Raw genomic sequence first — 22,080 nt, forward strand, 5'->3', positions numbered from 1 at the left:
TTCGACACCCGCACGTCAGTCCATGCGCTCCGGGTGCAGCACCAGCTCGCGCACGATGCCGGCCAGCTGACCCGCGTGCGCGCCGTCGACGATGCGGTGGTCCGCCGTCGCGACGAGCACGACGACCGGGCGCACGGCGACCTCGTCCTCCACCACCACCGGCTTGCGCTGGATGGCACCCACCGCGAGGTAGACCGGCGTCCTGGCGAAGGGCAGCGGCGCGAGGAACGCCTCGTCGAGGCCGAGCGAGCCGACGTTGGACACGAACGCCGTGCCGAGGGGGAAGCCCGGTTGACCCAGCGCCGAGCGCCCCAGCCCCCCGGCGACGAGGCTGGCGAACGACAGGGCGGGCCGCATCAGCCAGCTCGGCGCCAACCGCACGATCCCGGAGCTCCGCCGGTGGGCGAGGTCCTCGTGGGCGCGGAGCCGACCGGCGCCGGCGTCCACCGCGCGGGCCACCTCGAGCGGGCTCAGCCGGTCGACGTCGAGCACCTTGACCGGAGCGAGGTCGGACCCCTGCTCGATGTCCACCGCGAAGCCCACGTCGCACGTGTCGAGCTCGACGAGCCGGCCCAGCACGACGCGGGCCCGAACCTCGGGCACCTCGCGGATGGCCCGGCCCAGCGCCGCACCGACGACGTGGGTGATGGTGACCCGCTCGCCCGACTCGGCCCGCACCCGCTCCAGGTAGGCGAGCGCCGCGCTGGCGTCGACCTCCATCCGCGCGTAGATCCGGCCGTCGCGCGACGGTCGCCAGGTCGCGACGGCGATCTTGCGGCGGATCGGGGTGCGGCGGCGGCTCACGTCGCCGTCTCCCGGTCCTCGTCGTGCCGGGTCGACGACGTCGGTATGCCGGACAGCGCGATGCGTGCGATCGCCCGGGGCGTGCCCGTCACGGCTGCCAGCGGGGCGGCGCGCCTGGGCAGGCGCAGGTGCGGGCGGCCCTGCTCGATGGCGGTCACGACCCGGTGGGCCACGTCGTCGGGGTCGAGCAGGCTGAGCAGCCGGGCTCGCAGGACACGGGCGAAGGAGGCCTCGCTGGGCCCGTGCAGACTGATGCGGTCCATCATCTCCGAGGCCACCGGCCCGATCTCGACGGCGAGCGTCCCCACGCCGGTCCCGCGCAGGTCCGCTCGCAGGCCCGAGGTCGCGTGGGTCAACCCCGCCTTGCTGGCGCCGTAGACCGCGAGGCCCGGGAAGGTCGCCACCCCGGCCAGGGACGAGATGTTGACGAGGTGGCCGGTGCCGCGGGCGAGCATGCCCGGGATCACCTGGCGGCAGAGCTCGAGGGGCGCCGTGAGGTTGAGGTCGACGGTGGCCCGCAGCTGCTCCGCCGTGAGGTCGGTCAGGAGGCCGGTCGTCTCGGCGCCGGCGTTGTTGAGCAGCACGTCGACCGGCCCCTGCTGCACCTCCACCCGGTCGACGAGCCCCCGCAGCCCCTCCGGGTCGCACAGGTCGGCCGCGAAGGGTGTGCCACCGGTCGCGTCCGCGAGCGCCTGCAACGCGGTCGGCGTCCGAGCGAGCAAGGTGACCTGCGCTCCGCGCTCGGTCAGTCGTCGCGCGAGGGCGGCGCCGATCGTCCCGGTCGCGCCGGTGAGGAGGACGTGCGCGCCCGTGGTCCGCATCCGCACAGTGTCACCCACGGTGACCGCGCTCCCGCCATCCGGCGCCGCGGGACCTTCGCCCCTGTCCGGGATGGGCTTCCCGCCCGACGCTGGACGGGCCGAGAGGAGATGGACGTGGGCACACCGGGCGCCGAGGCGCAGGGAGCGGTCGTCGTCGTGGGCGTGGACGGCGGGCAGCCGGCAGGACGGGCGGTCGAGGAGGCCGCAGCGCAGGCGATGAGGTGCGGCAGGCCGCTGCACCTCATGCACGCGACCGGTCGCACGTTCGTCCCGTGGACCCCCGCGCACCTGCAGCGGGTGGCGGTGGTGACAGCGCACTGCCGGCATCGCGCCGCGAAGGTGTCACCGGACCTGCGCATCACGACCGCGACCGAGGTCGACGACCCGGCGGCCATGCTCGTCGCGGCCAGCCAGCACTCCTCGATGGTCGTCCTCGACGGCGGCCGGCTCGGCCGGGACGGCGCCGTCCTCCTCGGTGCCACGGCGCACACGGTGGTGGCGCACGCCTCCTGCCCGGTGATGGTCGTCCCCCTCACGGCCGACTGGTCGACGACGGGCCCGGTCGTCGTGGGGGTGGACACGCACGAGCACTCCGCCCCTGCGGTCGAGCTCGCTTTCGCGGAGGCCTCCCGCCGTGGGGCTCCCCTGCGGGCCGTCCACACGTGGTGGTCGGACGAGGCCGACGCCTCCCTCGCCGCGGCATGTGGGCGAGCCGACCGTTCCCAGGTCGTCGAGTCGCACCGGCGGACCGTGGCGGAGATGCTCGCCAGGTGGCGCCACGACTCCCCCGACGTCGACGTGACCCTGTCGCTGGCGCGGGGACGCGCCGGGACGGCCCTCGTCCGGGAGTCCCGCACCGCGCAGCTGCTCGTCGTGGGGCGACGCGGCCTCGGAGGCTTCCCCGGCCTCCTGCTCGGCTCGGTCGGCAGCCACGTCATCCGCCACGCGCCCTGTCCCGTCATCGTCGTTCCCTCTTCCCCGACGGGCGGGAGCGACGGCCTTCTCAGCCGCCGGCCGGCAGTGCGGGGACGGCCGAGGCATCCGGCCCCGACCGGCGCTGGGCCGTGACGAAGGCCTCCAGGCAGCGCAGGCCGGAGACGGCCACCGCGCCGGCGACCCACCGGCTCTCCCGGCCGCCCTCGTCGTTCTCGGCCTCGACGGCCGCGACGAGCTCATCGACGCGCTCCCTGGTGAGCTCGACCTGCCGCTCGTGGGGCACCCCGTCCTCGACGTCGTCGAACAGGGTGGCCAACGACGTGAGCAGGGCCGCCGTGCGGTGGCGGAGGTCCTCCGCCAGCGGCGCGGCGTGGGGGTCGAGGATGACCACCGCCATGGACTCCACGCTGGTGCTGCACCGCTGCAGGGTCTCGCCGAGGTCGAAGAGCGCCCGGTGGATGTGCGCCGCGCCCGGCGCGCGCGGGTTCCCCTTGCGGGCCCTTCTGGCCTGGGCAATGGCCACCCGCACCCGCTCCCTGGCCGGACCCACGTCAGGCAGCTCGGCCAGAACGTCCTCCGCCGGTCCCTCGCCGTCCTCGGCCAGGGCGTCGGCCACGGCCTGCAGCTGCACCGAGAGCTCGTGCCGGAGGGCCGTCGTCGCCGACTGCAGCTCGTGGACGGGAAGCGGCGTGAAGGCGACGAAGTTGACCGCCGACCCCACCACGGCACCGAGCAGGATCTGCAGGACGTAGCCCGCGACGTACCCCTCGGGCTCCGCGCCTCCCACGGCCAGCACGAAGAGCGCCACGAGCGGCACCCACGAGGTCTGGTCGCGCAGCCAGCGCCACGCGCCGAGCACCACACCGAGGCCGATGGCGAGGCCGACGGTGATCGGGTTGGTCCACGCGGCGAGCTGCAACCCCATGGCGAGCAGCGCCCCGAGGATCACCGCCACCACGGCCCGCGCGGCCTGGGTGAGGGAGTCCGAGACGCTCGGGTACATCACCGTGTAGGCGCCCAGCGCCGCGTAGTAGCGGTACTCGTCGACGTCACCCGGCGCGAGGCCGCCGAGCCAGAACGCCAGCCCGGCGGCGGCCGCGGACTTCGCCGCCAAGGCCGTCGTCGGGTGGTGCCACACCCTCCGGAGCCCCGACCGCGAGGTCAGTGCTGCCGGGACCGTCACCCCGATCAGGCGACCCGCTGCTTCGGCGCGTTCTCCGCGGTCTTGCCCGGGTCGCGCTCGACGACGTCCCCGAGGACCTCGTCGATCCGCGCCAGAAGCTCGGGCTCGAGCCGCACGCCGGCGGCCTTGACGTTCTCGTGGACCTGCTCCGGGCGGGAGGCGCCGACGAGCGCCGCGGCGACGTTGTCGTTCTGGAGCACCCACGCGACGGCGAGCTGGGCCATCGTCAGCCCGGCCTCGTCGGCGACCGGCTTGAGGTCCTGCACCCGGGTGAGCACGTCGTCGTTCATGAACCGCTTGATCATGTCGGCGCCACCCTTCTCGTCCGTGGCGCGCGAGCCCTCCGGCGGCTTCTGCCCCGGCTGGTACTTGCCGGTGAGCACGCCCTGCGCGATCGGGCTCCACACGATCTGGCTCACCCCGAGCTCCTTCGACGTGGGGACGACCTCGTCCTCGATGACGCGCCACAGCATGGAGTACTGCGGCTGGCTCGAGATGAGCTGGAAGCCGAGCTCCTTGCTCAGCCGCACCCCGTCGCGGATCTGGTCGGCGGTCCACTCGCTGACGCCGATGTAGAGCGCCTTGCCCTGGCGGACGATGTCGGCGAAGGCCTGCATCGTCTCCTCGAGGGGCGTCTCGGTGTCGTAGCGGTGCGCCTGATAAAGGTCGACGTAGTCGGTCTGCAGGCGCCGCAGGGAGCCGTCGATCGACTCCATGACGTGCTTGCGGGACAGGCCGGTGTCGTTCTTGCCACCCGGACCCGTCGGCCAGTAGACCTTGGTGAAGATCTCCAGGCTCTCGCGCCGCTCACCCTTGAGGGCCTCGCCGAGCACCGTCTCCGCCTTGGTGTTGGCGTAGACGTCGGCGGTGTCGAACGTGCTGATGCCGGCCTCCAGGGCCGCCTTCACGCACTGCGTCGCCATGTCGTTCTCGACCTGCGAGCCGTGGGTGAGCCAGTTGCCGTAGGTGATCTCGGAGATCTTCAGTCCACTGTTGCCCAGGTATCGGTAGTCCATACCTGCACCGTATGCCGCGCCCGCACGGCATACGCAAATCGCGCGTGCCCTCCCCCACCCCTCGGCTTCCTGCTCGCGTAACGTCGCGAAACGGCCCCACCGGGCCGTTCCCCAACGCGAAGGAGAGCCCATGTCTGACGACGAGAAGGCTGCCAAGGAGCTGGTCGAGACCCTGCGTGACGGTGAGAAGGGCTTCGCCGCCGCCGCCGAGAAGCTGCGTGACGGTGACCGTCCCGAGTGGGCGAGCACCCTGCAGCGCCTGTCGGAGCAGCGCGCGCAGTTCAGCCGCGAGATCATCGAGCTCGGTCACGCGTACGGCGACGACGTGGACGAGAGCGGCACCGCCACGGCGGCGCTGCACCGCGGCTGGATCGCGCTCAAGGACGCCGTGACCGGTGACGACGCGGGTGCCGTGCTCGGCGCCGCGGTGACCGGCGAGGACCACGCGGTCTCCGAGTACGAGAAGGCCCTCGAGAAGGACCTCAGTGCCGGCTTCCGCGAGGTCGTCTCCCGCCAGCACCAGGCCGTGGTCGCCGCGCGCAACGAGGTCAAGGCGCTCCAGACCGTCGACTGACCCCTGGCACGACCCGCACACGACGAAGCCCCGGCCGCGTTTCCGCTGCCGGGGCTTCGCCCTCTGTCTCAACACAGAGTGCGCCCGAAGGGATTCGAACCCCTAACCTTCTGATCCGTAGTCAGATGCTCTATCCGTTGAGCTACGGGCGCCTGCCACCCCCGTGGGGGCAACGATCGGCAAGCGTACCCGAGCACCTGCTCGCACGAGAAATCCGCTCGTATGCCGTCCGCCGACCTCCCGTGCGGCCCTCGGCTCCCGCACGAGCCGGCCTGTCGGGACCGGTGTGACGAGTCGGGGCACCACCGGGTGGCGACTGGTCACGCAGGCCCCGACTCGTGACGCGACCCGGCGGCGTACCGGCATTCCCGCAGGTCCGGCCGCGTGTGAGGGACCTCATAGGTGCGGAAAGGCTTCCGCGTCCCTGTACTCCCGGGTCACCTCCTACGGTGGGGACAACGAGCTCCACGAGCCCGTTAACCACGGTTTCGCATCCGTGAACAGATCCGTCTCACGATGCGAGTACGGTGGATCAATCCAGCAGGTCAGTCGTCGGATCCCCTCCGAGGTGGCTCCGGGATTTGACCGGGTCAGAGCCGGGCACGAGCCCGGAACCGGAAGGACAACGGACGACAATGACCGCCCCCGCCGCACCCGTTCAGGGCACCACGCACGCAGGCCTCCAGGCCTGGGTCGACGAGGTCGCCACGATGACCACCCCCGACGAGGTCGTGTGGGTGACCGGGTCCGACGAGGAGTGGACCCGGCTCACCGACACGCTCGTCGCGGCCGGCACCTTCGTCAGGCTCGACGAGAGCAAGAAGCCCAACAGCTTCTACGCCGCCTCCGACCCGAGCGACGTCGCCCGCGTCGAGGACCGCACGTTCATCTGCTCGGTCGACGAGAAGGACGCGGGCCCGACGAACAACTGGATGGACCCGAACGAGATGAAGGACCTCATGCGCGGGCTCTACGCCGGCTGCATGACGGGCCGCACCATGTACGTCATCCCCTTCGTCATGGGCCACCTCGAGTCCGAGAACCCGATGTTCGGCGTCGAGCTGACCGACTCCGAGTACGTCGTCGCGTCGATGCGCGTCATGGCCCGCTGCGGCACGGAGGTCCTGCGCCGGATCGAGGACCTCGGCGACGACGCCAAGTACGTCCCTGCCCTGCACTCCCTCGGCGCCCCGCTCGAGCCCGGACAGCAGGACGTGAAGTGGCCCTGCAACTCCGAGAAGTACATCGTGCAGTTCCCCGAGGAGCGCATGATCTGGTCCTACGGCTCCGGCTACGGCGGCAACGCCCTGCTCGGCAAGAAGTGCTACTCGCTGCGCATCGCCTCGGTCATGGCGCGCGACGAGGGCTGGATGGCCGAGCACATGCTCATCCTCAAGCTCACCTCGCCGGAGCAGCAGGTCTACTACATCGCGGCCGGCTTCCCGAGCGCCTGCGGCAAGACCAACCTCGCGATGCTCAAGCCGACGATCCCGGGCTGGAAGGTCGAGACCCTCGGTGACGACATCGCCTGGATGCGCTTCGGCAAGGACGGCCGGCTGTATGCCGTGAACCCGGAGTTCGGCTTCTTCGGCGTCGCCCCCGGGACCAACGAGCACACCAACCCCAACGCGATGACGACCATCAACAAGGGCAACTCGGTCTTCACCAACGTCGCCCTCACCGAGGACGGCGACATCTGGTGGGAGGGCCTCGAGAACATGCCCGAGCGCGCGACGTCGTGGAAGGGCGAGCCCTGGACCCCCGCCGACGGCGAGCGCGGCGTCCTCTCGTCGCACGCCAACAGCCGCTACTGCACCCCCATCAAGCAGTGCGACATCCTCGCGCCCGAGTACGACGACCCCAACGGTGTCCCGATCTCCGCGATCTTCTTCGGCGGCCGGCGCAAGACCACCGTGCCGCTCGTCACCGAGTCGCGTGACTGGACGCACGGCACGTTCATGGGGGCGACCCTCTCGTCCGAGACGACCGCTGCGGCCACCGGCGAGGTCGGCGTCGTCCGTCGCGACCCGATGGCCATGCTGCCGTTCATCGGTTACAACGCCGGCGACTACTTCCAGCACTGGATCAACCTCGGCAAGGACGCCGACGCCTCCAAGCTGCCGAAGATCTTCTACGTCAACTGGTTCCGCCGTGACGAGGAGGGCAACTTCGTGTGGCCGGGCTTCGGCGAGAACAGCCGCGTCCTCAAGTGGGCCATCGAGCGGATCGAGGGCAAGGCGGCCGCGGTCGAGACGCCCATCGGCCACGTGCCCACCCCCGAGTCCATCGACACCGACGGCCTCGACATGGACCCGGCCGAGCTCGCCAAGGCGCTCGAGGTCGACGTCGAGGAGTGGAAGGCCGAGATCCCGCAGATCGAGGAGTGGTTCGCCAAGTTCGGCGACAACCTGCCGACGGCCCTCCAGGTCGAGCTCGACGGCCTCAAGGCCCGCCTGGGCGTCGAGGCCTGACCCGGCCGCACCGGCCCGCTCACGAGAGGCGCCGCTTCCCCACCGGGAGGCGGCGCCTCTCGCTGCATCCGACCCACGAGGCGCGGACTTTGCCAAGTCCTGACCGATCCGTGGACGTGCCCTTACCCGCCGTTCGCTTGGCTGAGATCCGGCACTCCAGGGGGCGGCGACTCCGCGACCGTCACGGGTGCCCTCGGAGGGAGCAGGATGACCAGCACCAGAGGACGGCGGGGACTGACCGTCTCGGCCGTCGCCGTCGCCGCGGCGGTCGCCGTCGGCACCAGCACGACGGGGGTGGCCCTCGCCGCGCCCGACGCGAAGCCGCAGGGTTCACCAGCCGCCGGCGACCCGCACGACCACCGGCCCGACCTCGACGCCCGCACGGCGTCCGCCGCACCGTCCGCCGCCCAGCGGGCCGCGGCGGCGCAGGTCACCCGGGCCGACCAGCGAGGGGGTGCGCAGGCCTCGGTCTCGTGGAACCGCTTCGGCTCGGTCGGCGAGATCGCACCCACCACCAGGGCTCCGCTCGCCACCGGCCTCGGCTCCGACCCGGTGGCCGCCGCCCGCGCCTACCTGGGCCGCAACGCCCAGGCGCTCGGCGTGACCGCAGCCGACATCGCCGCGATGGACCACGTGAGCACCAACACGATCGGCTCGTCGCAGGTCGTCATGCTCCGCCAGACCGTGGGCGGCATCCCGGCCGGTCTCGACGGCCTCGTCGTCGTCGCGATCGAGAAGGGCAACGCGCGCTACCTCAACTCCTCCATGGCACCGCTGCGAGGCGCAAGCGGCAAGGGCAGGGCCACCCAGTCGGTCACGCCGGAGAAGGCGCTCGAGAAGGCGGCCCGCAACGTCGGCGCCCCCGCGTCGAAGATCACCCGAGGCAACGGGACCGCCCGCAGCCAGGCCGCGGGGTGGACCAGCCTCACGGCACAGGGCCTCACCGGCGACCAGTACGCCAAGCAGGTCGCGGTGCCCGTCCCGGGAGGCGAGGCCCGTCCGGCATACCACGTCGTCGTGCGCGACGACGTCGACAGCGGCTACTCCGTCTACGTCGACGCGGCCACGGGCGAGGTCCTCGCCAGGGAGTCGCTCGTCGACTTCGACTCCGACAACCCGCGCTGGAAGGTCTTCACCGGCACCCCGGCGACCGACCACAGCTCCACCGACACCCGCGTCGAGTGGTGCTGGACGAGCGCCACCGGCTGCGCCGAGAGCGTCGCCACCCCGGCCTCCCCCCGAGCCTGGGACGTCGACCCGGTGACCGGACTCACCACGACCACGACGAGCGGCAACAACGCCTTCACGGGTGAGCGCTGGCGCGGCACCGGAGCGGTCATCCCGGCCACGCCGAGCACCGACCGCAGCTACGTCTACCCGTGGGCCAACCAGTGGTCGGCCAACAAGTGCGACCCGGCCAACTACACGAGCGCCGCACGCAACGACATCGACGCCGCCACGGCCAACCTCTTCGCCATGCACAACCGCGTGCACGACTGGTCCTACAACCTCGGGTTCACCGAGTCGGCCTGGAACATGCAGCGCGACAACGCCGGCAAGGGCGGCCTCGGCAACGACCCGGAGCTCGGCTACGCCCAGTCCGGCGCCCAGGCCGGTGCCCGCAACAACGCCAACCAGGGCACCCCGCCCGACGGCGTCAGCGGCTACAGCAACATGTACCTCTGGCAGCCGCTCGCCGGCTCCTTCTACGCGCCCTGCGTCGACGGCGACTACGACATGTCGGTCATCGGCCACGAGTACGGCCACGCCATCAGCAACCGCATGGCCGGTGGTCCCGACCGCGGTCTCTCCGGCCTCCAGGCCGGCGGCATGGGCGAGAGCTGGTCCGACCTCATGGCAACCGAGTACCTCCAGGAGTACGGCTACGTCCCGGTGAGCTCGACGGCGACGCCGATGGGCGCCTACGTCACCGGCAACGAGAACCGCGGCATCCGCAACTACAACTTCAGCCGGAGCCCGCTCAACTACAGCAACGTCGGCTACGACCTCACCGGCCCGCAGGTCCACGCGGACGGCGAGATCTGGTCGGCGACGCAGAGCGACCTCCGCAGCGCCTTCATGGCTCGCTACGGAGCCGGCGACGCCGCGACCCAGCGCAGCTGCGCCGAGGGTGACACCCCGGTCGGTTCCTGCCCGGGCAACCGCCGGTGGATGCAGCTCGTCTTCGACGCGTGGCTGCTCATGCCGAGCGGTGCCGTGAGCATGGTCGACGCCCGCAACGCCATGCTCGCCGCCGACACGCTCCGCTTCGGCGGTGCCAACCAGGACCTGCTGTGGAACGGCTTTGCCAGGCGTGGCCTCGGCAAGGACGCCTCCTCCGCCAGCAGCAACGACAACGAGCCGACCCCGTCGTTCGACTCGGCCTACGGCAACACCGCGACGCTGCGGTTCAGGCCGACCGGCGAGGACGGCCTCGCCGTGGCCGGCGCCAGGCTCTACGTCGGTGAGTACACCGCCCGGTCCACGCCCATCGCGGACAGCGACCCGGCCACGCCCCTGTCCGACCAGTTCCGGATGATGCCCGGCACCACGACCTACACGGTCACGGCGCCCCGCACGGCCCAGGCGCGGGTCACCCTCGAGGCCAAGCCGGGTCAGGTGCGCGACCTCCCCGTCTCGCTGCTGACCAACCTCGCCAGCACCCAGGCGGGCGCCACGGTCACCGGCGAGGGCGTCGACGTCCCCGCGATGGTCGACGGCGACGAGGGCTCGACGGCCACCACGGTCGACCAGCCGTCAGCCGCGCAGAAGAGGTTCACGATCGACCTCGCCGGTGGTCGCCAGGTGGTCCGCAAGGTGCAGGTGAGCGCGCTCCCCGAGCCCGGTGCCGCGGGACGGTTCCAGAACGTGCGCCAGTTCAGGGTCTGGGCGTGTGACGCCCAGGGCGCGGTCGTCTGCGACCAGGACGCCGACTTCCGTGAGGTCTTCACCTCGGCCGCGGACGCGTTCCCGGGCGACGCACCCCGCCCGGTCGCACCCGAGCTCAAAATGCGGTCCTTCGACATCCCACAGACCGCGGCGACGCACCTGCGCGTCGAGCTCGTGACCAACCAGTGCCAGGGTGGCCCGAAGTTCCAGGGCGAGCAGGACAACGACCCGGGCAACGCCACCGACTGCACGACGGCCTACGCCGGCGCGCAGAAGGTCGCGGTGACGGAGGTGCAGGTCCTGCGCCGCTGACGCGGACCGCGCACGACGACCGGAGGCGTCGCTCCCCCACGCGGGGGCGGCGCCTCCGGCGCATCCGGTATGCCGTCCGGTGGCCACCGGGGAGACGTCCGGACTCCGTCGCGCCGGGATTGCGCGTTCGGGTGGCGGGGGCGCGACGACGGGGTTTGGATGGGCGGCATGACCCCACGACTGCTCCTCCGGGCCCCGCTCGTCGTCGCGGCGGTCGGCGCGGTCGCCATCGCGCTGACGGTCCTGCCGCAGCAGGCGACCTCCAGTCCGGGAGCTCCCACCGACCAAGTGGGCACCTGGGGCACGGCTGTCGACACGACGACCCTCGAGCTGACCGACCGGACGGTGCGCAACGTCGTGCACACGAGCGTGGGCGGGACGAACCTGCGGGTCTCGCTCTCGAACGCCTTCGGGTCCGGAGCCGCGACGTTCGACTCCGTCTGGGCGGGGACGGCCGGCACCGGCGCCACCGTCGTCGCCGGCACCAACCGCCGGGTCACCTTCAGCGGCAGCACCTCGGTAACGGTCCCGCCGGGCGCGGAGGTCCTCAGCGACCCCCTCCCGGGCGAGGTCCCGGCGAGGTCCACCCTCGCGGTGAGCGTCCACGCCGTCGGTGACCCGGGCACCGTCACCGGGCACAGGCTCGCCCACCAGCGGAGCTGGGTCTCGGCCCCGGGCGACCACGCGCAGGACGAGAGCAGCACGGCATACGCGACAGCGACGACGAGCTGGGCGTGGGTGGAGGCGCTGGTCGTCGAGACCCCGGAGCAGGTCGACACGGTCGTCACGTTCGGTGACTCGATCACCGACGGCGACAGGTCCACCACGGGCGCGAACCGCCGCTGGCCGGACGTGCTCGCCCAGCGCCTGCTGCGTCAGCCGGCTCCGAAGCACCTCGGTGTGATGAACGCCGGCATCTCCGGCAACCGCGTCCTCACGGACGGCTCCGGCCAGAGCGCCCAGGCCCGCTTCGACCGCGACGTGCTGGCCCAGCCGGACGTCAGCACCGTCGTCCTCATGGAGGGCGTCAACGACCTGCGTTGGGACCTCGCGACGACGCCGGCCGACCTCATCGGTCCCTACCGCCAGCTGGTCGCCCGGGCCCACGCCCGTGGCGTCTGCGTCGTCGGCGGCACGATTCCCCCGTGGGAGGGCGGCAGCCGGTGGGCGCCGGCCAAGGACGACGTCCGCGAGGCGGTCAACGCGTGGATCCGTGGGAGCGGGGAGCTCGACGCCGTGGTCGACTTCGACGCCGCCATCCGTGACCCGCAGCGCCCGGCCCGGATGCTCCCGGCCTACGACAGCGGCGACCACCTGCACCCCGGTGACGCCGGGTACGCCGCCATGGCCGCCGCCGTGGACCTCGACGAGCTCGAGTGCCACCGGGCGAGCGCGCCGTGACGGCTCCACTCGCGGGCGTGCGCGTCGTGTCGGTCGCCATCAACCTGCCCGGCCCGGCCGCGGCTGCGCGGCTGACGGCCTGGGGCGCCGAGCTGACGACGGTGCTGCCCCCGTCGGGGGACCCGCTGCAGGAGTTCGCACCGGCCTACTTCGACGAGCTGCACGACGGGCAGGAGGTGCTCCACCTCGACCTCAAGGCGGCGGAGGGCAGGGACCGGCTGGAGCAGCTCCTCGTCCGCGCCGACGTCCTGCTCACCAGCTCACGGCCGTCCGCGCTCGCCCGGCTCGGGCTCGACCACGAGCACGTGAGCCGCCGCCACCCCCACCTCTGCCAGGTCGACATCGTCGGCCACCCCGGCGAGGGAGCCGAGGTGGCGGGCCATGACCTCACCTACCAGGCGGGTGCCGGGCTCCTCCCGGACGGCCGGATGCCGGCCACCACGGTCGTCGACCTCGCGGCCGCCGAACGCGCTGCGGGCGAGGTGGCCGCGGCGCTCGTCGCACGCGCCGGCACCGGCCGCGGCAGCCGCTGTGAGGTCGCCCTGTCCGACGTCGCCGGCATGTTGGCGCGCCCCCTCGTGCACCGGCTCACCGGCGCGCGTGGCCTGCTCGGTGGGGACGTGCCGGGATATGCCGTGTACTCCGCCGCTGAGGGGCACGTCGCGCTCGCCGCCCTCGAGCCGCACTTCGTGCAGCGTCTCGCGACCGCCCTGGACGCCCTGCCCGAGGAGCTCACCCGGGAGCGCCTGGGCCACGTCTTCGCAGGGCGCAGCGCTGCTGCCTGGGAGCAGTGGGCGGCCGAGCGGGACATCCCGCTCGCCGCCGTCGTGGACCACCACGCCTGACGTCGACCGTCGCGGCCCTCACAGCAACTGCACAGGCGGGACTGGGACAACCCTGAGGCCGGAGCGGTTCACTGGGTTCCATGAGCACGACATCGACCTCCTCCGCGAAGCTCCAGCGCGCCGACGGCAGCCCCGTGCGGGTGCTCGTCGTCGACGACGAGTCCAACCTCGCCGAGCTGCTCTCGATGGCCCTGCGCTACGAGGGCTGGGACGTCCGCTCCGCCGGGACGGGCACCAAGGCCGTCAGGGCCGCTCGCGCCTTCCGGCCCGACGCGGTGGTGCTCGACATGATGCTGCCCGACTTCGACGGGCTCGAGGTCCTTCGGCGGATGCGCGCCGAGAACGACAGCGTCCCCGTGCTCTTCCTCACCGCCCGAGACGCGGTCGAGGACCGGGTGCAGGGGCTCACGGCGGGAGGCGACGACTACGTCACCAAGCCCTTCAGCCTGGAGGAGGTCGTCGCCCGGCTGCGAGCGCTTCTGCGCCGCACCGCCGTCGTCGCCGACGAGTCCTCCTCCCTCCTCGTCGTCGGTGACCTCACCATGGACGAGGACAGCCACGAGGTCACGCGGGGCGGTCAGTCGATCCACCTCACGGCGACCGAGTTCGAGCTGCTGCGCTACCTCATGCGCAACCCCAAGCGCGTGCTGTCGAAGTCGCAGATCCTCGACCGCGTGTGGAACTACGACTTCGGCGGCCAGGCCAACGTCGTCGAGCTCTACATCTCCTACCTCCGCAAGAAGATCGACGCGGGACGCACGCCGATGATCCACACGATGCGTGGAGTGGGCTACGTCCTCAAGCCGGCGCAGTGAGCCGGACGACGACCTCACACGGCAACAGCTCGCGGCTCGACGCCACCGGTTGGTCGCTCAGCACCAAGCTCGTCGCAGCGGTCGTCGGCCTCTTCCTCGTCATCACCCTCGCCACCGCCACCTTCACGGTGCTCGCGCTGAGGAGCTCCCTCCTCGACCAGCTGGACCAGGACGTCACGTCCTCGCTCGTGCGCGCCGGCGGACCGCGGGAGTCCGGGCCGGGTCGCGGTGGCGGGCCCATCCCCGGGAGCGGTGGTGAGTCCCTCCTCGTCGTCACGCGCAACGAGCAGGTCGTCGTCAACCGCGTCGAGTCCGGCCGCACGACCAGCGAGCTCACCACCGCCCAGCTCGCTGCCCTGCGCAGAGCCGACCTCGGGAGGACACCCCGCACGGTCGACCTCGAGGGGCTCGGGGAGTACCGCGTCGCCGCCGCCACTGGCGCGGGCGGCGTGACGACGGTCGTCTCGGGTCTGCCGATGAGCGGGGTCAGCCGGATCCTCGACGCGATCGTCGGTCTCGTCGCCGGCACCACCGTCGCCGGGCTGGCGCTCGTCACGCTCGGGGGCCAGTGGCTCATCCGCCGCGGGCTCCTGCCGCTGCAGCGCATGGCGCGGACCGCCACCCAGGTGAGCCGACTCCGGCTCGACGCCGGCGACGTCGCGCTCGCGCAGCGGGTGCCCGAGCGCGACACCGACCCCCGCACGGAGGTCGGCCAGGTGGGCCTCGCCCTCAACAGCATGCTCGACAACGTCGAAGGGGCGCTGCGGTCACGGCACGAGTCCGAGACCAGGGTGCGCCAGTTCGTCGCGGACGCCTCGCACGAGCTGCGGACGCCGCTGGCGTCCATCCGTGGGTATGCCGAGCTCTCCCGTCGCGTGACCGACCCGGTGCCACCCACCGTCGCCCACGCGCTGACCCGGGTCGAGGCTGAGTCCCTGCGGATGCAGGGGCTCGTCGAGGACCTGCTTCTCCTCGCCCGCCTCGACGCGGGCCGCCCCCTCGAGCGCGAGCCCGTCGACCTCACCCTGCTCGCCATGGATGCCGTCTCGGACGCCCACGCCGCCGCACCCACCCACCGTTTCGAGCTCGACCTGCCCGCCGAGCCGGTCGAGGTGACGGGTGACCGGGCGCGGCTGCACCAGGTCGTGGCCAACCTCCTCGCCAACGCCCGGACGCACACCCCGGAGGGGACCCGCGTGGTCACGTCGCTGCGACGCGAGGACGGGTGGGTGCGGCTGAGCGTCGTCGACGACGGGCCCGGTGTGCCCGAGCAGCTACAGGCCAGCGTGTTCGAGCGGTTCACGCGGGGTGACAAGTCCCGCAACCGGGCCCAGGGCTCGACCGGGCTCGGGCTGTCGATCGTCGACGCCGTGGCGAGGTCGCACGGCGGCCGGGCGGAGCTCGCCTCGCGGCCGGGGCGGACGGACGTCAGCGTGCGGCTGCCGACCTGAGCGCCGCCAGGACGTGGGCCGCTTTGCTCGGCGCCGGGCCCGACGGTTACCCTGTTCCGGCCGAGGAGGCGTCGCCTAGTCCGGTCTATGGCGCCGCACTGCTAATGCGGTTTGGGCTAACCGCCCATCGAGGGTTCAAATCCCTCCGCCTCCGCGCATGGATCAGCCCCGGGAGCCCAGCTTCCGGGGCTTTTTCATGCCCGCCGGGCGCTGACGGTCCACAATCGGCGCATGGGTGAGCTGTTCGACTCCGGGGACCTCGAGCGTCTGGATCATGCGGTGCGCGGTCGGGACCGGGTGCCGTCGGCTCACACGGGGAGCGCGTCGGGCGTTGAAGGCTCATGAGCAGCCGCCGCCACACCACTCTCACCACGGACCTCGGGGACCTGCTCGCCGTGGCCGAGGGTGAGGCCCTCGTCGGGCTCTACTTCCCCAGCCACTGGCACCCGCCGAAGGCCGGCACGACCGGCCCCGCGGTCCGCCCGACGGGTGACCCGGTGTTCGAGGCGACCTGCCGGCAGCTCGCCGAGTACCTCGGTGGCGAGCGGACGGCATTCGACCTTCGCACCGCGACGGACGGCGACGCGTTCTCCGAACGTGTGTGGACCGTGCTCGTCACCATCCCCTACGGCTCGACGACCACCTACGGCGCCATTGCGCGTGAGCTCGGCGCACCGGGCCTGGCGCAACGCGTGGGCCAGGCCGTCGGCCGCAACCCCGTGAGCATCGTCATCCCCTGCCACCGCGTCGTCGGCGCCGACGGCTCCCTGACCGGGTATGCCGGTGGGCTCGATCGCAAGGCCCGTCTCCTCGCGCTCGAGGAACCGGCCGAGATCGCGGCGTCGCGCCTGTTCTGAGGCGCTCGCTGCGGTGCACCCCGGTCAGGCGCAGATGTCCTGGTCGGCCTTGCGGGTCTCGAGCTGGGACGGGTTGGAGGTCGCCGACACGGTCGGCGCGGGCAGCGGCGCCGACCCGAGACGGTTGGGCACCTCGACGACGGCGGGGGCGCCGGCACCGAGGGTGACGCGGACCCGGCCCGCGAGGTCCGTCGTCGCCGCCTTGACGGTGGCGCCGGGGAAGGCTGCGGCGACCGTGCGGGCGGCCTCGCGGCCCGCTCCGGAGTACTCGACCGTGACGCCCTTGGCCGGAACGTCCGAGTTGACCGACGTCGGGCCGGGGAAGCCCTGGACCTGCAGCGCCGTCACGGCCTGCTTGGCCAGGCCGATGGTGCCGGAGGCGTTGACGATCTCGACCGGAATCCTGTCGGGTGCCACGGTCAGCGGGGCCGTGTCGGTGGGGCTCGGCGTCGGTCTGGGGGTGCCGAGGTCGCGGTCGTCGCGGATCGCCGCCCACAGCGTGTTGGCGGCCGGGGCCCACTGGACCCGGTTGGCGTCCGCGGGGTAGGGCTCGGTCGGCACGGTGACGAACTGGATCTTGTCGACCCCGATGCCCTTGACGCTCTCGGCGACGTCGCGCATCTGCCCGAGGCCGAAGTCGGGATCGGTGGTGAGCGACCGCGTGGCGGCGTCGAGGAAGCGGAGCAGCTTGTCGGGCCGGAGCAGGAGCGAGGAGCGGGTGGCCTCCTGCGCGACCGAGGACATGAAGGCCTGCTGGCGCTTGATGCGGCCGATGTCGGACCCGTCACCGACGGAGTAGCGGGTGCGGACGTAGCCCAGCGCCTGCTCACCGTTGAGACGGTGGCGTCCCGCCGACAGCCGGAGGCCGGCCTTCGGGTCGTCGATGTCGACCGGCGTGCAGACCGGCACCCCGCCGAGCGCCTGCACCATGTCCTTGAAGCCACCGAAGTCCACCACGGCGAAGTGGTTGACGAAGATGTCGGTGTTGCCCTCGATCGTGCGGATCAGGCAACCGGGACCGCCGGTGTTGAAGTTCTGGTTCCACTGCCGGACCTTCCACTGCGCCTCGGGGGCGCCGGCGTCGCAGCCGACCGGCGCGGGGACCATCGAGTCGCGCGGGATGGAGACCATGGTCACCGAGAAGCGATCTCCGGAGATGTGCATGAGCAGGTTGGTGTCGGAGTGCTGGCCGGGCTCCCAGTCCCCGCTGCCGTACCCCTCGTTGCCCTCGCCCTGGCGGACGTCGGAGCCGATGAGCAGGATGTTGAGCGGCCCCGTCGCCACGTCGCCGGAGGCGGTCGGCCGGTCGTCGCCCAGCATGTCGGAGACGTCGATCCGGTCGATGTTGCCGGTGAACCGGACATAGACGGCGACCAGCCCCACGACGAGCACCGAGGCGATGATGCCGGCGATGACGAGGCCCCGACGGCGGCGGTGGCTCCGGGCCCCGACGACGCGCTGAGCGCGGCGGTCGGCTCGCCTGCTCAGCTCGTCCTCGTCCTGCGGCACTGGGTCCTCTTCGTCTGTCGTGTGGTGCGCCGTTCCCCGGGTCGGCGCGGCCGCTCAACCTCGATTCTAGGGGCCGACCCTGAGGAGTTCCTGTGGCGGGGCGCTCGGAGCGCTTCCGTTGTGCGGCAGGGGTCCTGACCTGCGACGACGCCCCCTCCGCCGTGGCGGAGGGGGCGTCGTCGGAGACTGGTGCAGTCCTCGTCAGAGAGCGCGGACCTGCTCGGCCTGCGGACCCTTCGGACCCTGCACGACCTCGAACTCGACCTGCTGGTTCTCGTCGAGGCTGCGGTAGCCCTGGGTGTCGATGGCGGAGTAGTGGACGAAGACGTCCGGTCCGCCGCCGTCCTGGGCGATGAACCCAAAGCCCTTCTCAGCGTTGAACCACTTCACGGTGCCCTGTGCCATGTGGGGTAACTCTTTCCTGTGTGTAGCACTCGGCCGCAGCAGAATCGCGTGCGTCCAGGCTGCACCCGCCTACCCCACCGAACCTGTCGACCCGGTTGAGACACATCAACGCCCGCCTTCTGTGGAAGCGAGACGGGCGCGTACTGCGACCTGCGAGGAACTGCTGTTGTGCAACCGGCCACAAACCTACCAGCAAACCCACGTCCTGGCCGGGCAGCGCTGCCCACGTCTGCGCGGATGGTCAGGACCTGACCATCCGCGCAGACGTTCGTGACCGGCATACGCGGTCGTCGTCGGTCAGGCCTTCACCGCGAGCACCGCACAGGTCGCGTCGAGCAGGATCTGCTGGGCCGTGCTGCCCGTCACCAGCTTGCCCAGGGGCGAGCGGCGCCGGACACCGATGACGATGAGCTCCGCGTCGACCTCGGCGGCCACGGAGAGGATCTCCTCGGCCGGGGCGAGGCCGCGCGTCATCTGCCGCACCTCGTGCTCGAGGCCCCGCTCGGTGAGCTGGGCGTCGAGCGCGTCGAGGTCCTTGGGATCGGCGAAGCTCGGCCCCGAGTAGTCGCCCATGACACCCGAGTTGACGACGACGAGGCGTGACCCGCGACGCTCTGCCTCCTCGATCGCCATGTCGACCGCAGCCAGGCCCTGGGGGCTCGGGATGTAGCCGACGACGATGGTCACGGCGCGTCCTCGCTGAGCTTGGTCGCGCCGGTCATGATGGCGACGCCTTCGCCCATGTCGTGCGTCTCGGGGGTGATGACGCCGGCCCGTCCACCGAGACGCTGGATGTGGATGCGGTCGGCGACGTCCCACACCTGCGGCATGTTGTGCGAGATGAGGATGACCGACAGGCCCTTGTCACGCAGCTGCTTGACCATGTCGAGGACCATGCCGGACTCCTTGACACCCAGGGCAGCGGTGGGCTCGTCGAGAACGATCACCTTGCTGCCGAACGCCGCGGCTCGCGCGACGGCCACGGCCTGGCGCTGGCCACCTGAGAGGGTCTCCACCGCCTGACCCATGTTCTGGATCGTCTGGATCCCGAGGTTCTGCACCGACTCGCCGGCCCGCTTCTCCATGCCCTTCTTGTCGAGCATCCGGAGCACCGAGCCCAACGGACCCTTGCGCCGGTCCTCTCGGCCGAGGTACAGGTTGCTCGCGATGTCGAGCGCGGGGATGACGGCCAGCTGCTGGTAGACCGTCTCGATCCCGGCGTCGCGGGCGTCCTGTGGTTTGCGGAAGGAGACCGGCTCGCCGTTGAGCCTGATGTCACCGGAGTCGGGGACGTAGGCGCCGGTGAGGCACTTGATGAGGGTCGACTTGCCGGCGCCGTTGTCGCCGATGACCGCGAGCACCTCACCGGGGTAGAGGTCGAGGTCGACCCCGTCCAGCCCGACGACGCGACCGAAGGTGATGACGATGTCGCGGGCCGAGAGCACGGGCTGCTGGGAGTAGACGTGTTCCTTGCCGGCGGGGATCCCGCCGTGGGCGACCTCGAGCTCCCTCGTGGTGGTGCTCATGCCTTCACCTTCCTGATCCACTGGTCGATGGCGACTGCGACGATGACGAGGACGCCGGTGGCGAGGACGCGCCACTGCTGGTCGACACCCATCTGGGAGAGCCCGAACGCGAAGGTCTGCACGATGAGCGCGCCGATCAGCGTGCCGATGAGTCGACCACGTCCACCGAAGAGGCTCGTGCCACCGATGACGACGGCGGTGATGCTCGCGAGGTTGGCGTCCGGAGCGGCGTTCGGCGTCGCCGCGCCGGCCCGGCCGATGAGGATCCAGGCCGCGATGCCATAGATGAGGCCCGCCACCGTGTAGACACCGAGGAGGATCCGCATGCTCGGCACGCCGGAGAGGCGAGCCGACTCCGCGTCGTCGCCGACGGCATACACGTATCGGCCCCAGGCCGTCTGGGACAGGACGAATCCGATGACGGCGTAGAGCAGGATCACGACGACGATGCCCCACGTCAGCCTGAACTGACCGATGCCGAATCCTTCACCGAGGAAGTTGAGGCTGTCGGGGAGCCGGTCCGCCTGGATGCTCGAACCACCGGAGTACAGCAGCGCGATCGCCGTGAAGATGCTCAGCGTGCCGAGCGTGACGATGAACGGCGGCAGGTTGATCTTGGTGACGAGCAGCCCGTTGAGCATGCCGGCACCGGTGGCGAGTGCCACGCCGATGAGCAGCGCGAGGATGCCGGGCATCCCGTCGTCGCGGGCCAGGGTGGCCATCACCATCATCGACAGCACCATGATCGCGCCGACCGAGAGGTCGATGCCGGCGGTGAGGATGACGAGGGTCTGACCCACGGCGAGGGCAGCGACGACTGCGGTCTGCTGGAGCAGGATGCCCATCGAGCTCGCCGTCAGGAAGGTGGGCGTCGCGATGAAGAACACCAGGAACGCCACCAGCAGCAGGAAGAGCGGACTGATCCACGGCTTGCCGTGGAGCTGGTGCTGCAACCGCTGGACGGGCGAATGCTGCCGCCGAGCGAACTCGGCGGACGCAGACGTGACCTCGGTGGTGCTCATGCTCAGTTGCCCCAGCAGATCTTGGAGCCCTCGTCAGAGGTGATGCTCTCGACGCCGTCGACCTTCTTGTCGGTCACGAGGGCGACGCCGGTGTTCTTGAAGTCAAGGCCGGCGTCGGGCTTGGGCTTCTCACCACCGCGCGCGACGGTGGCGATGGCCGCCATGCCTTCAGTGGCCATCTTCAGCGGGTACTGCTGGGCGGTGGCGCCGATGACCCCGCTCTTGACCGACGCGACGCCTGCGCAGCCGCCGTCGACCGAGACGATGGTCGCCGTCTTGCCCGCGGCCTTGAGGGCGGCGTTGGCGCCGACCGCGGCCGGCTCGTTGATCGTGTAGACGACGTTGATGTTGGGGTTCCTCGCGAGGCACTTCTCCATGGCCGTGCGGCCGCCGTCCTCTGCGCCGTTGCTCGCCTCGTTGCAGACGATCGTGTAGTCGCCGCCGCCCGCCGCGGTGTACTTGCCGGACTTGGCCTCGTCGCCGTTCTTCTTGCCGTCCTTGACGTCGATGCCCATGCCCTCGAGGAAGCCCTGGTCACGGTTGTAGTCGACCGAGACGATCTTGTCGGTGAAGAGGTCGAGGAGCGCGATCGTCGCCGGCTTGCCTGCCACCTGAGCCGCGGCCCACTGGCCGATGAGCTTGCCGGCCTCACGGTTGTCGGTGGCGAAGGTGATGTCGACGAGGTCGGCCGGGTCGGGCGGGGTGTCGAGCGCGATGACGTAGAGACCGGCGTCGCGGGCCTTCTTGATGGCGGCGTTGACGCCCGTGCTCATCGGGGTGATGAGGATGCCTTTGTCGCCGCGGGCGATGGAGTCCTCGATGGCGGTGATCTGACCCTGATCGTCGCCCTCCTGCTTGCCGGAGGCCACAGTGAGCTTGACGTTGTTCTTGGTCGCGTCGGCCTTCGCGCCCTTCTGCATGGCGACGAAGAACGGGTTGGTCGAGTCCTTGGTGATGAGTGCGACGCCGACCTGGGCCTCGCCGCCGTCACCGGACGCGGTGTCGGAGTCGCTCGCACGGTTGCAGCCGGCCAGACTGATGGCGGTCGTGGCGGCCACGGCGAAGACGAGGCCTCGGGCGGCTCGGGGAGCTCGAGGTGTGATGCGCATGGTGGTTCTCTCCTTTGAGTCCGATGACAACGTTGTCAGAGACAGTTATAGGGCCCCCTTGCGCTCAGGTCAAGACATGCCGTACAACTCGTGACATGACGGTGACATCGTTGTCAGGTCCGCGACCCCCTCTC

19 protein-coding genes and 2 tRNA genes are annotated in these 22,080 nt (G+C 71.4%); 10 read left to right on the forward strand and 11 right to left on the reverse strand.

The window, feature by feature from the left end:
• Positions 1–15 precede the first annotated feature (15 nt).
• A complete protein-coding gene (locus ACOJV9_RS12520) occupies positions 16–804 on the reverse strand; it encodes a 2-oxo acid dehydrogenase subunit E2 (RefSeq protein ID WP_420185547.1) in 789 nt (262 codons plus the stop codon).
• Complete coding sequence (locus ACOJV9_RS12525; RefSeq protein ID WP_420185548.1) at positions 801–1,625, reverse strand: SDR family NAD(P)-dependent oxidoreductase; 825 nt, start codon at positions 1,623–1,625, stop codon at positions 801–803. Before ACOJV9_RS12525 ends, ACOJV9_RS12520 begins: the two co-directional genes overlap by 4 nt.
• Positions 1,626–1,739: 114 nt before the next feature.
• Here ACOJV9_RS12525 and ACOJV9_RS12530 point away from each other — a divergent pair, with 114 nt between their 5' ends.
• Positions 1,740–2,693 carry a universal stress protein gene (locus tag ACOJV9_RS12530; protein WP_420185549.1) on the forward strand — a complete coding sequence of 318 codons (954 nt, stop codon included), beginning with the start codon at positions 1,740–1,742 and terminating at the stop codon, positions 2,691–2,693.
• Here ACOJV9_RS12530 and ACOJV9_RS12535 read toward each other — a convergent pair.
• Both ACOJV9_RS12535 and ACOJV9_RS12540 read right to left on the reverse strand, forming a co-directional pair.
• Entirely contained in the window at positions 2,629–3,744 is a 1,116-nt protein-coding gene (locus tag ACOJV9_RS12535) for an FUSC family protein (RefSeq protein ID WP_420185550.1), read from the reverse strand. The two genes, ACOJV9_RS12530 and ACOJV9_RS12535, sit on opposite strands and share 65 nt — an antisense overlap.
• Positions 3,745–3,749: 5 nt before the next feature.
• Entirely contained in the window at positions 3,750–4,760 is a 1,011-nt protein-coding gene (locus ACOJV9_RS12540; protein ID WP_420185551.1) for an aldo/keto reductase family protein, read from the reverse strand.
• A gap of 130 nt (positions 4,761–4,890) precedes the next feature.
• On the opposite strand from ACOJV9_RS12540, the gene ACOJV9_RS12545 reads away from it, so the two are divergent.
• Positions 4,891–5,334 (forward strand): ferritin-like domain-containing protein, encoded by a 444-nt coding sequence (locus ACOJV9_RS12545; protein WP_420185552.1) that lies wholly within the window; start codon positions 4,891–4,893, stop codon positions 5,332–5,334.
• Positions 5,335–5,413: 79 nt separating this feature from the next.
• Here the strand turns inward: ACOJV9_RS12545 and ACOJV9_RS12550 are convergent.
• Positions 5,414–5,486 (reverse strand) — tRNA-Arg (locus ACOJV9_RS12550).
• A 483-nt stretch (positions 5,487–5,969) separates the two neighbouring features.
• Between ACOJV9_RS12550 and ACOJV9_RS12555 the strand changes: the two genes are divergently transcribed.
• The 8 genes from ACOJV9_RS12555 to ACOJV9_RS12590 all read left to right on the forward strand — a co-directional run bounded on the left by ACOJV9_RS12555 (position 5,970) and on the right by ACOJV9_RS12590 (position 16,375).
• Positions 5,970–7,805 carry a phosphoenolpyruvate carboxykinase (GTP) gene (locus tag ACOJV9_RS12555; RefSeq protein WP_420185553.1) on the forward strand — a complete coding sequence of 612 codons (1,836 nt, stop codon included), beginning with the start codon at positions 5,970–5,972 and terminating at the stop codon, positions 7,803–7,805.
• 207 nt (positions 7,806–8,012) lie between these two features.
• A complete protein-coding gene (locus ACOJV9_RS12560; RefSeq protein WP_420185554.1) occupies positions 8,013–11,006 on the forward strand; it encodes a M36 family metallopeptidase in 2,994 nt (997 codons plus the stop codon).
• A gap of 168 nt (positions 11,007–11,174) precedes the next feature.
• A complete protein-coding gene (locus tag ACOJV9_RS12565; protein WP_420185555.1) occupies positions 11,175–12,407 on the forward strand; it encodes an SGNH/GDSL hydrolase family protein in 1,233 nt (410 codons plus the stop codon).
• Positions 12,404–13,252 (forward strand): CoA transferase, encoded by an 849-nt coding sequence (locus tag ACOJV9_RS12570; protein WP_420185556.1) that lies wholly within the window; start codon positions 12,404–12,406, stop codon positions 13,250–13,252. Before ACOJV9_RS12565 ends, ACOJV9_RS12570 begins: the two co-directional genes overlap by 4 nt.
• A gap of 80 nt (positions 13,253–13,332) precedes the next feature.
• Positions 13,333–14,067: a response regulator transcription factor gene (locus ACOJV9_RS12575; RefSeq protein ID WP_420185557.1), complete on the forward strand. Its 735-nt coding sequence runs from the start codon at positions 13,333–13,335 to the stop codon at positions 14,065–14,067.
• On the forward strand, positions 14,064–15,518 hold the full coding sequence (locus tag ACOJV9_RS12580; protein WP_420185558.1) for a sensor histidine kinase: 1,455 nt from the start codon (positions 14,064–14,066) through the stop codon (positions 15,516–15,518). Before ACOJV9_RS12575 ends, ACOJV9_RS12580 begins: the two co-directional genes overlap by 4 nt.
• A 64-nt stretch (positions 15,519–15,582) precedes the next feature.
• A tRNA-Ser gene (locus ACOJV9_RS12585) sits at positions 15,583–15,672 on the forward strand.
• A gap of 187 nt (positions 15,673–15,859) precedes the next feature.
• The gene (locus ACOJV9_RS12590) at positions 15,860–16,375 is read left to right on the forward strand and encodes a methylated-DNA--[protein]-cysteine S-methyltransferase (RefSeq protein ID WP_420185559.1); all 516 of its coding nucleotides are present in this window, start codon (positions 15,860–15,862) and stop codon (positions 16,373–16,375) included.
• Positions 16,376–16,399: 24 nt separating this feature from the next.
• Here the strand turns inward: ACOJV9_RS12590 and ACOJV9_RS12595 are convergent, their stop codons facing one another.
• The 6 genes from ACOJV9_RS12595 to ACOJV9_RS12620 form a co-directional block, all read right to left on the reverse strand.
• On the reverse strand, positions 16,400–17,884 hold the full coding sequence (locus tag ACOJV9_RS12595; RefSeq protein WP_420185560.1) for an LCP family protein: 1,485 nt from the start codon (positions 17,882–17,884) through the stop codon (positions 16,400–16,402).
• 201 nt (positions 17,885–18,085) lie between these two features.
• Complete coding sequence (locus ACOJV9_RS12600; RefSeq protein ID WP_420185561.1) at positions 18,086–18,289, reverse strand: cold-shock protein; 204 nt, start codon at positions 18,287–18,289, stop codon at positions 18,086–18,088.
• 297 nt (positions 18,290–18,586) lie between these two features.
• The gene (locus tag ACOJV9_RS12605) at positions 18,587–18,976 is read right to left on the reverse strand and encodes a universal stress protein (RefSeq protein ID WP_420185562.1); all 390 of its coding nucleotides are present in this window, start codon (positions 18,974–18,976) and stop codon (positions 18,587–18,589) included.
• Entirely contained in the window at positions 18,973–19,815 is an 843-nt protein-coding gene (locus ACOJV9_RS12610; protein WP_420185563.1) for an ATP-binding cassette domain-containing protein, read from the reverse strand. The genes ACOJV9_RS12605 and ACOJV9_RS12610 overlap by 4 nt, the downstream gene beginning before the upstream one ends.
• Entirely contained in the window at positions 19,812–20,837 is a 1,026-nt protein-coding gene (locus ACOJV9_RS12615; protein ID WP_420185564.1) for an ABC transporter permease, read from the reverse strand. Before ACOJV9_RS12615 ends, ACOJV9_RS12610 begins: the two co-directional genes overlap by 4 nt.
• 2 nt (positions 20,838–20,839) lie before the next feature.
• Complete coding sequence (locus tag ACOJV9_RS12620) at positions 20,840–21,946, reverse strand: substrate-binding domain-containing protein (RefSeq protein ID WP_420185565.1); 1,107 nt, start codon at positions 21,944–21,946, stop codon at positions 20,840–20,842.
• Positions 21,947–22,080 lie beyond the last annotated feature (134 nt).

This window comes from Knoellia terrae, from assembly GCF_048606435.1.
In the GTDB taxonomy this organism is placed as follows: Bacteria; Actinomycetota; Actinomycetes; order Actinomycetales; family Dermatophilaceae; genus Knoellia; species Knoellia terrae.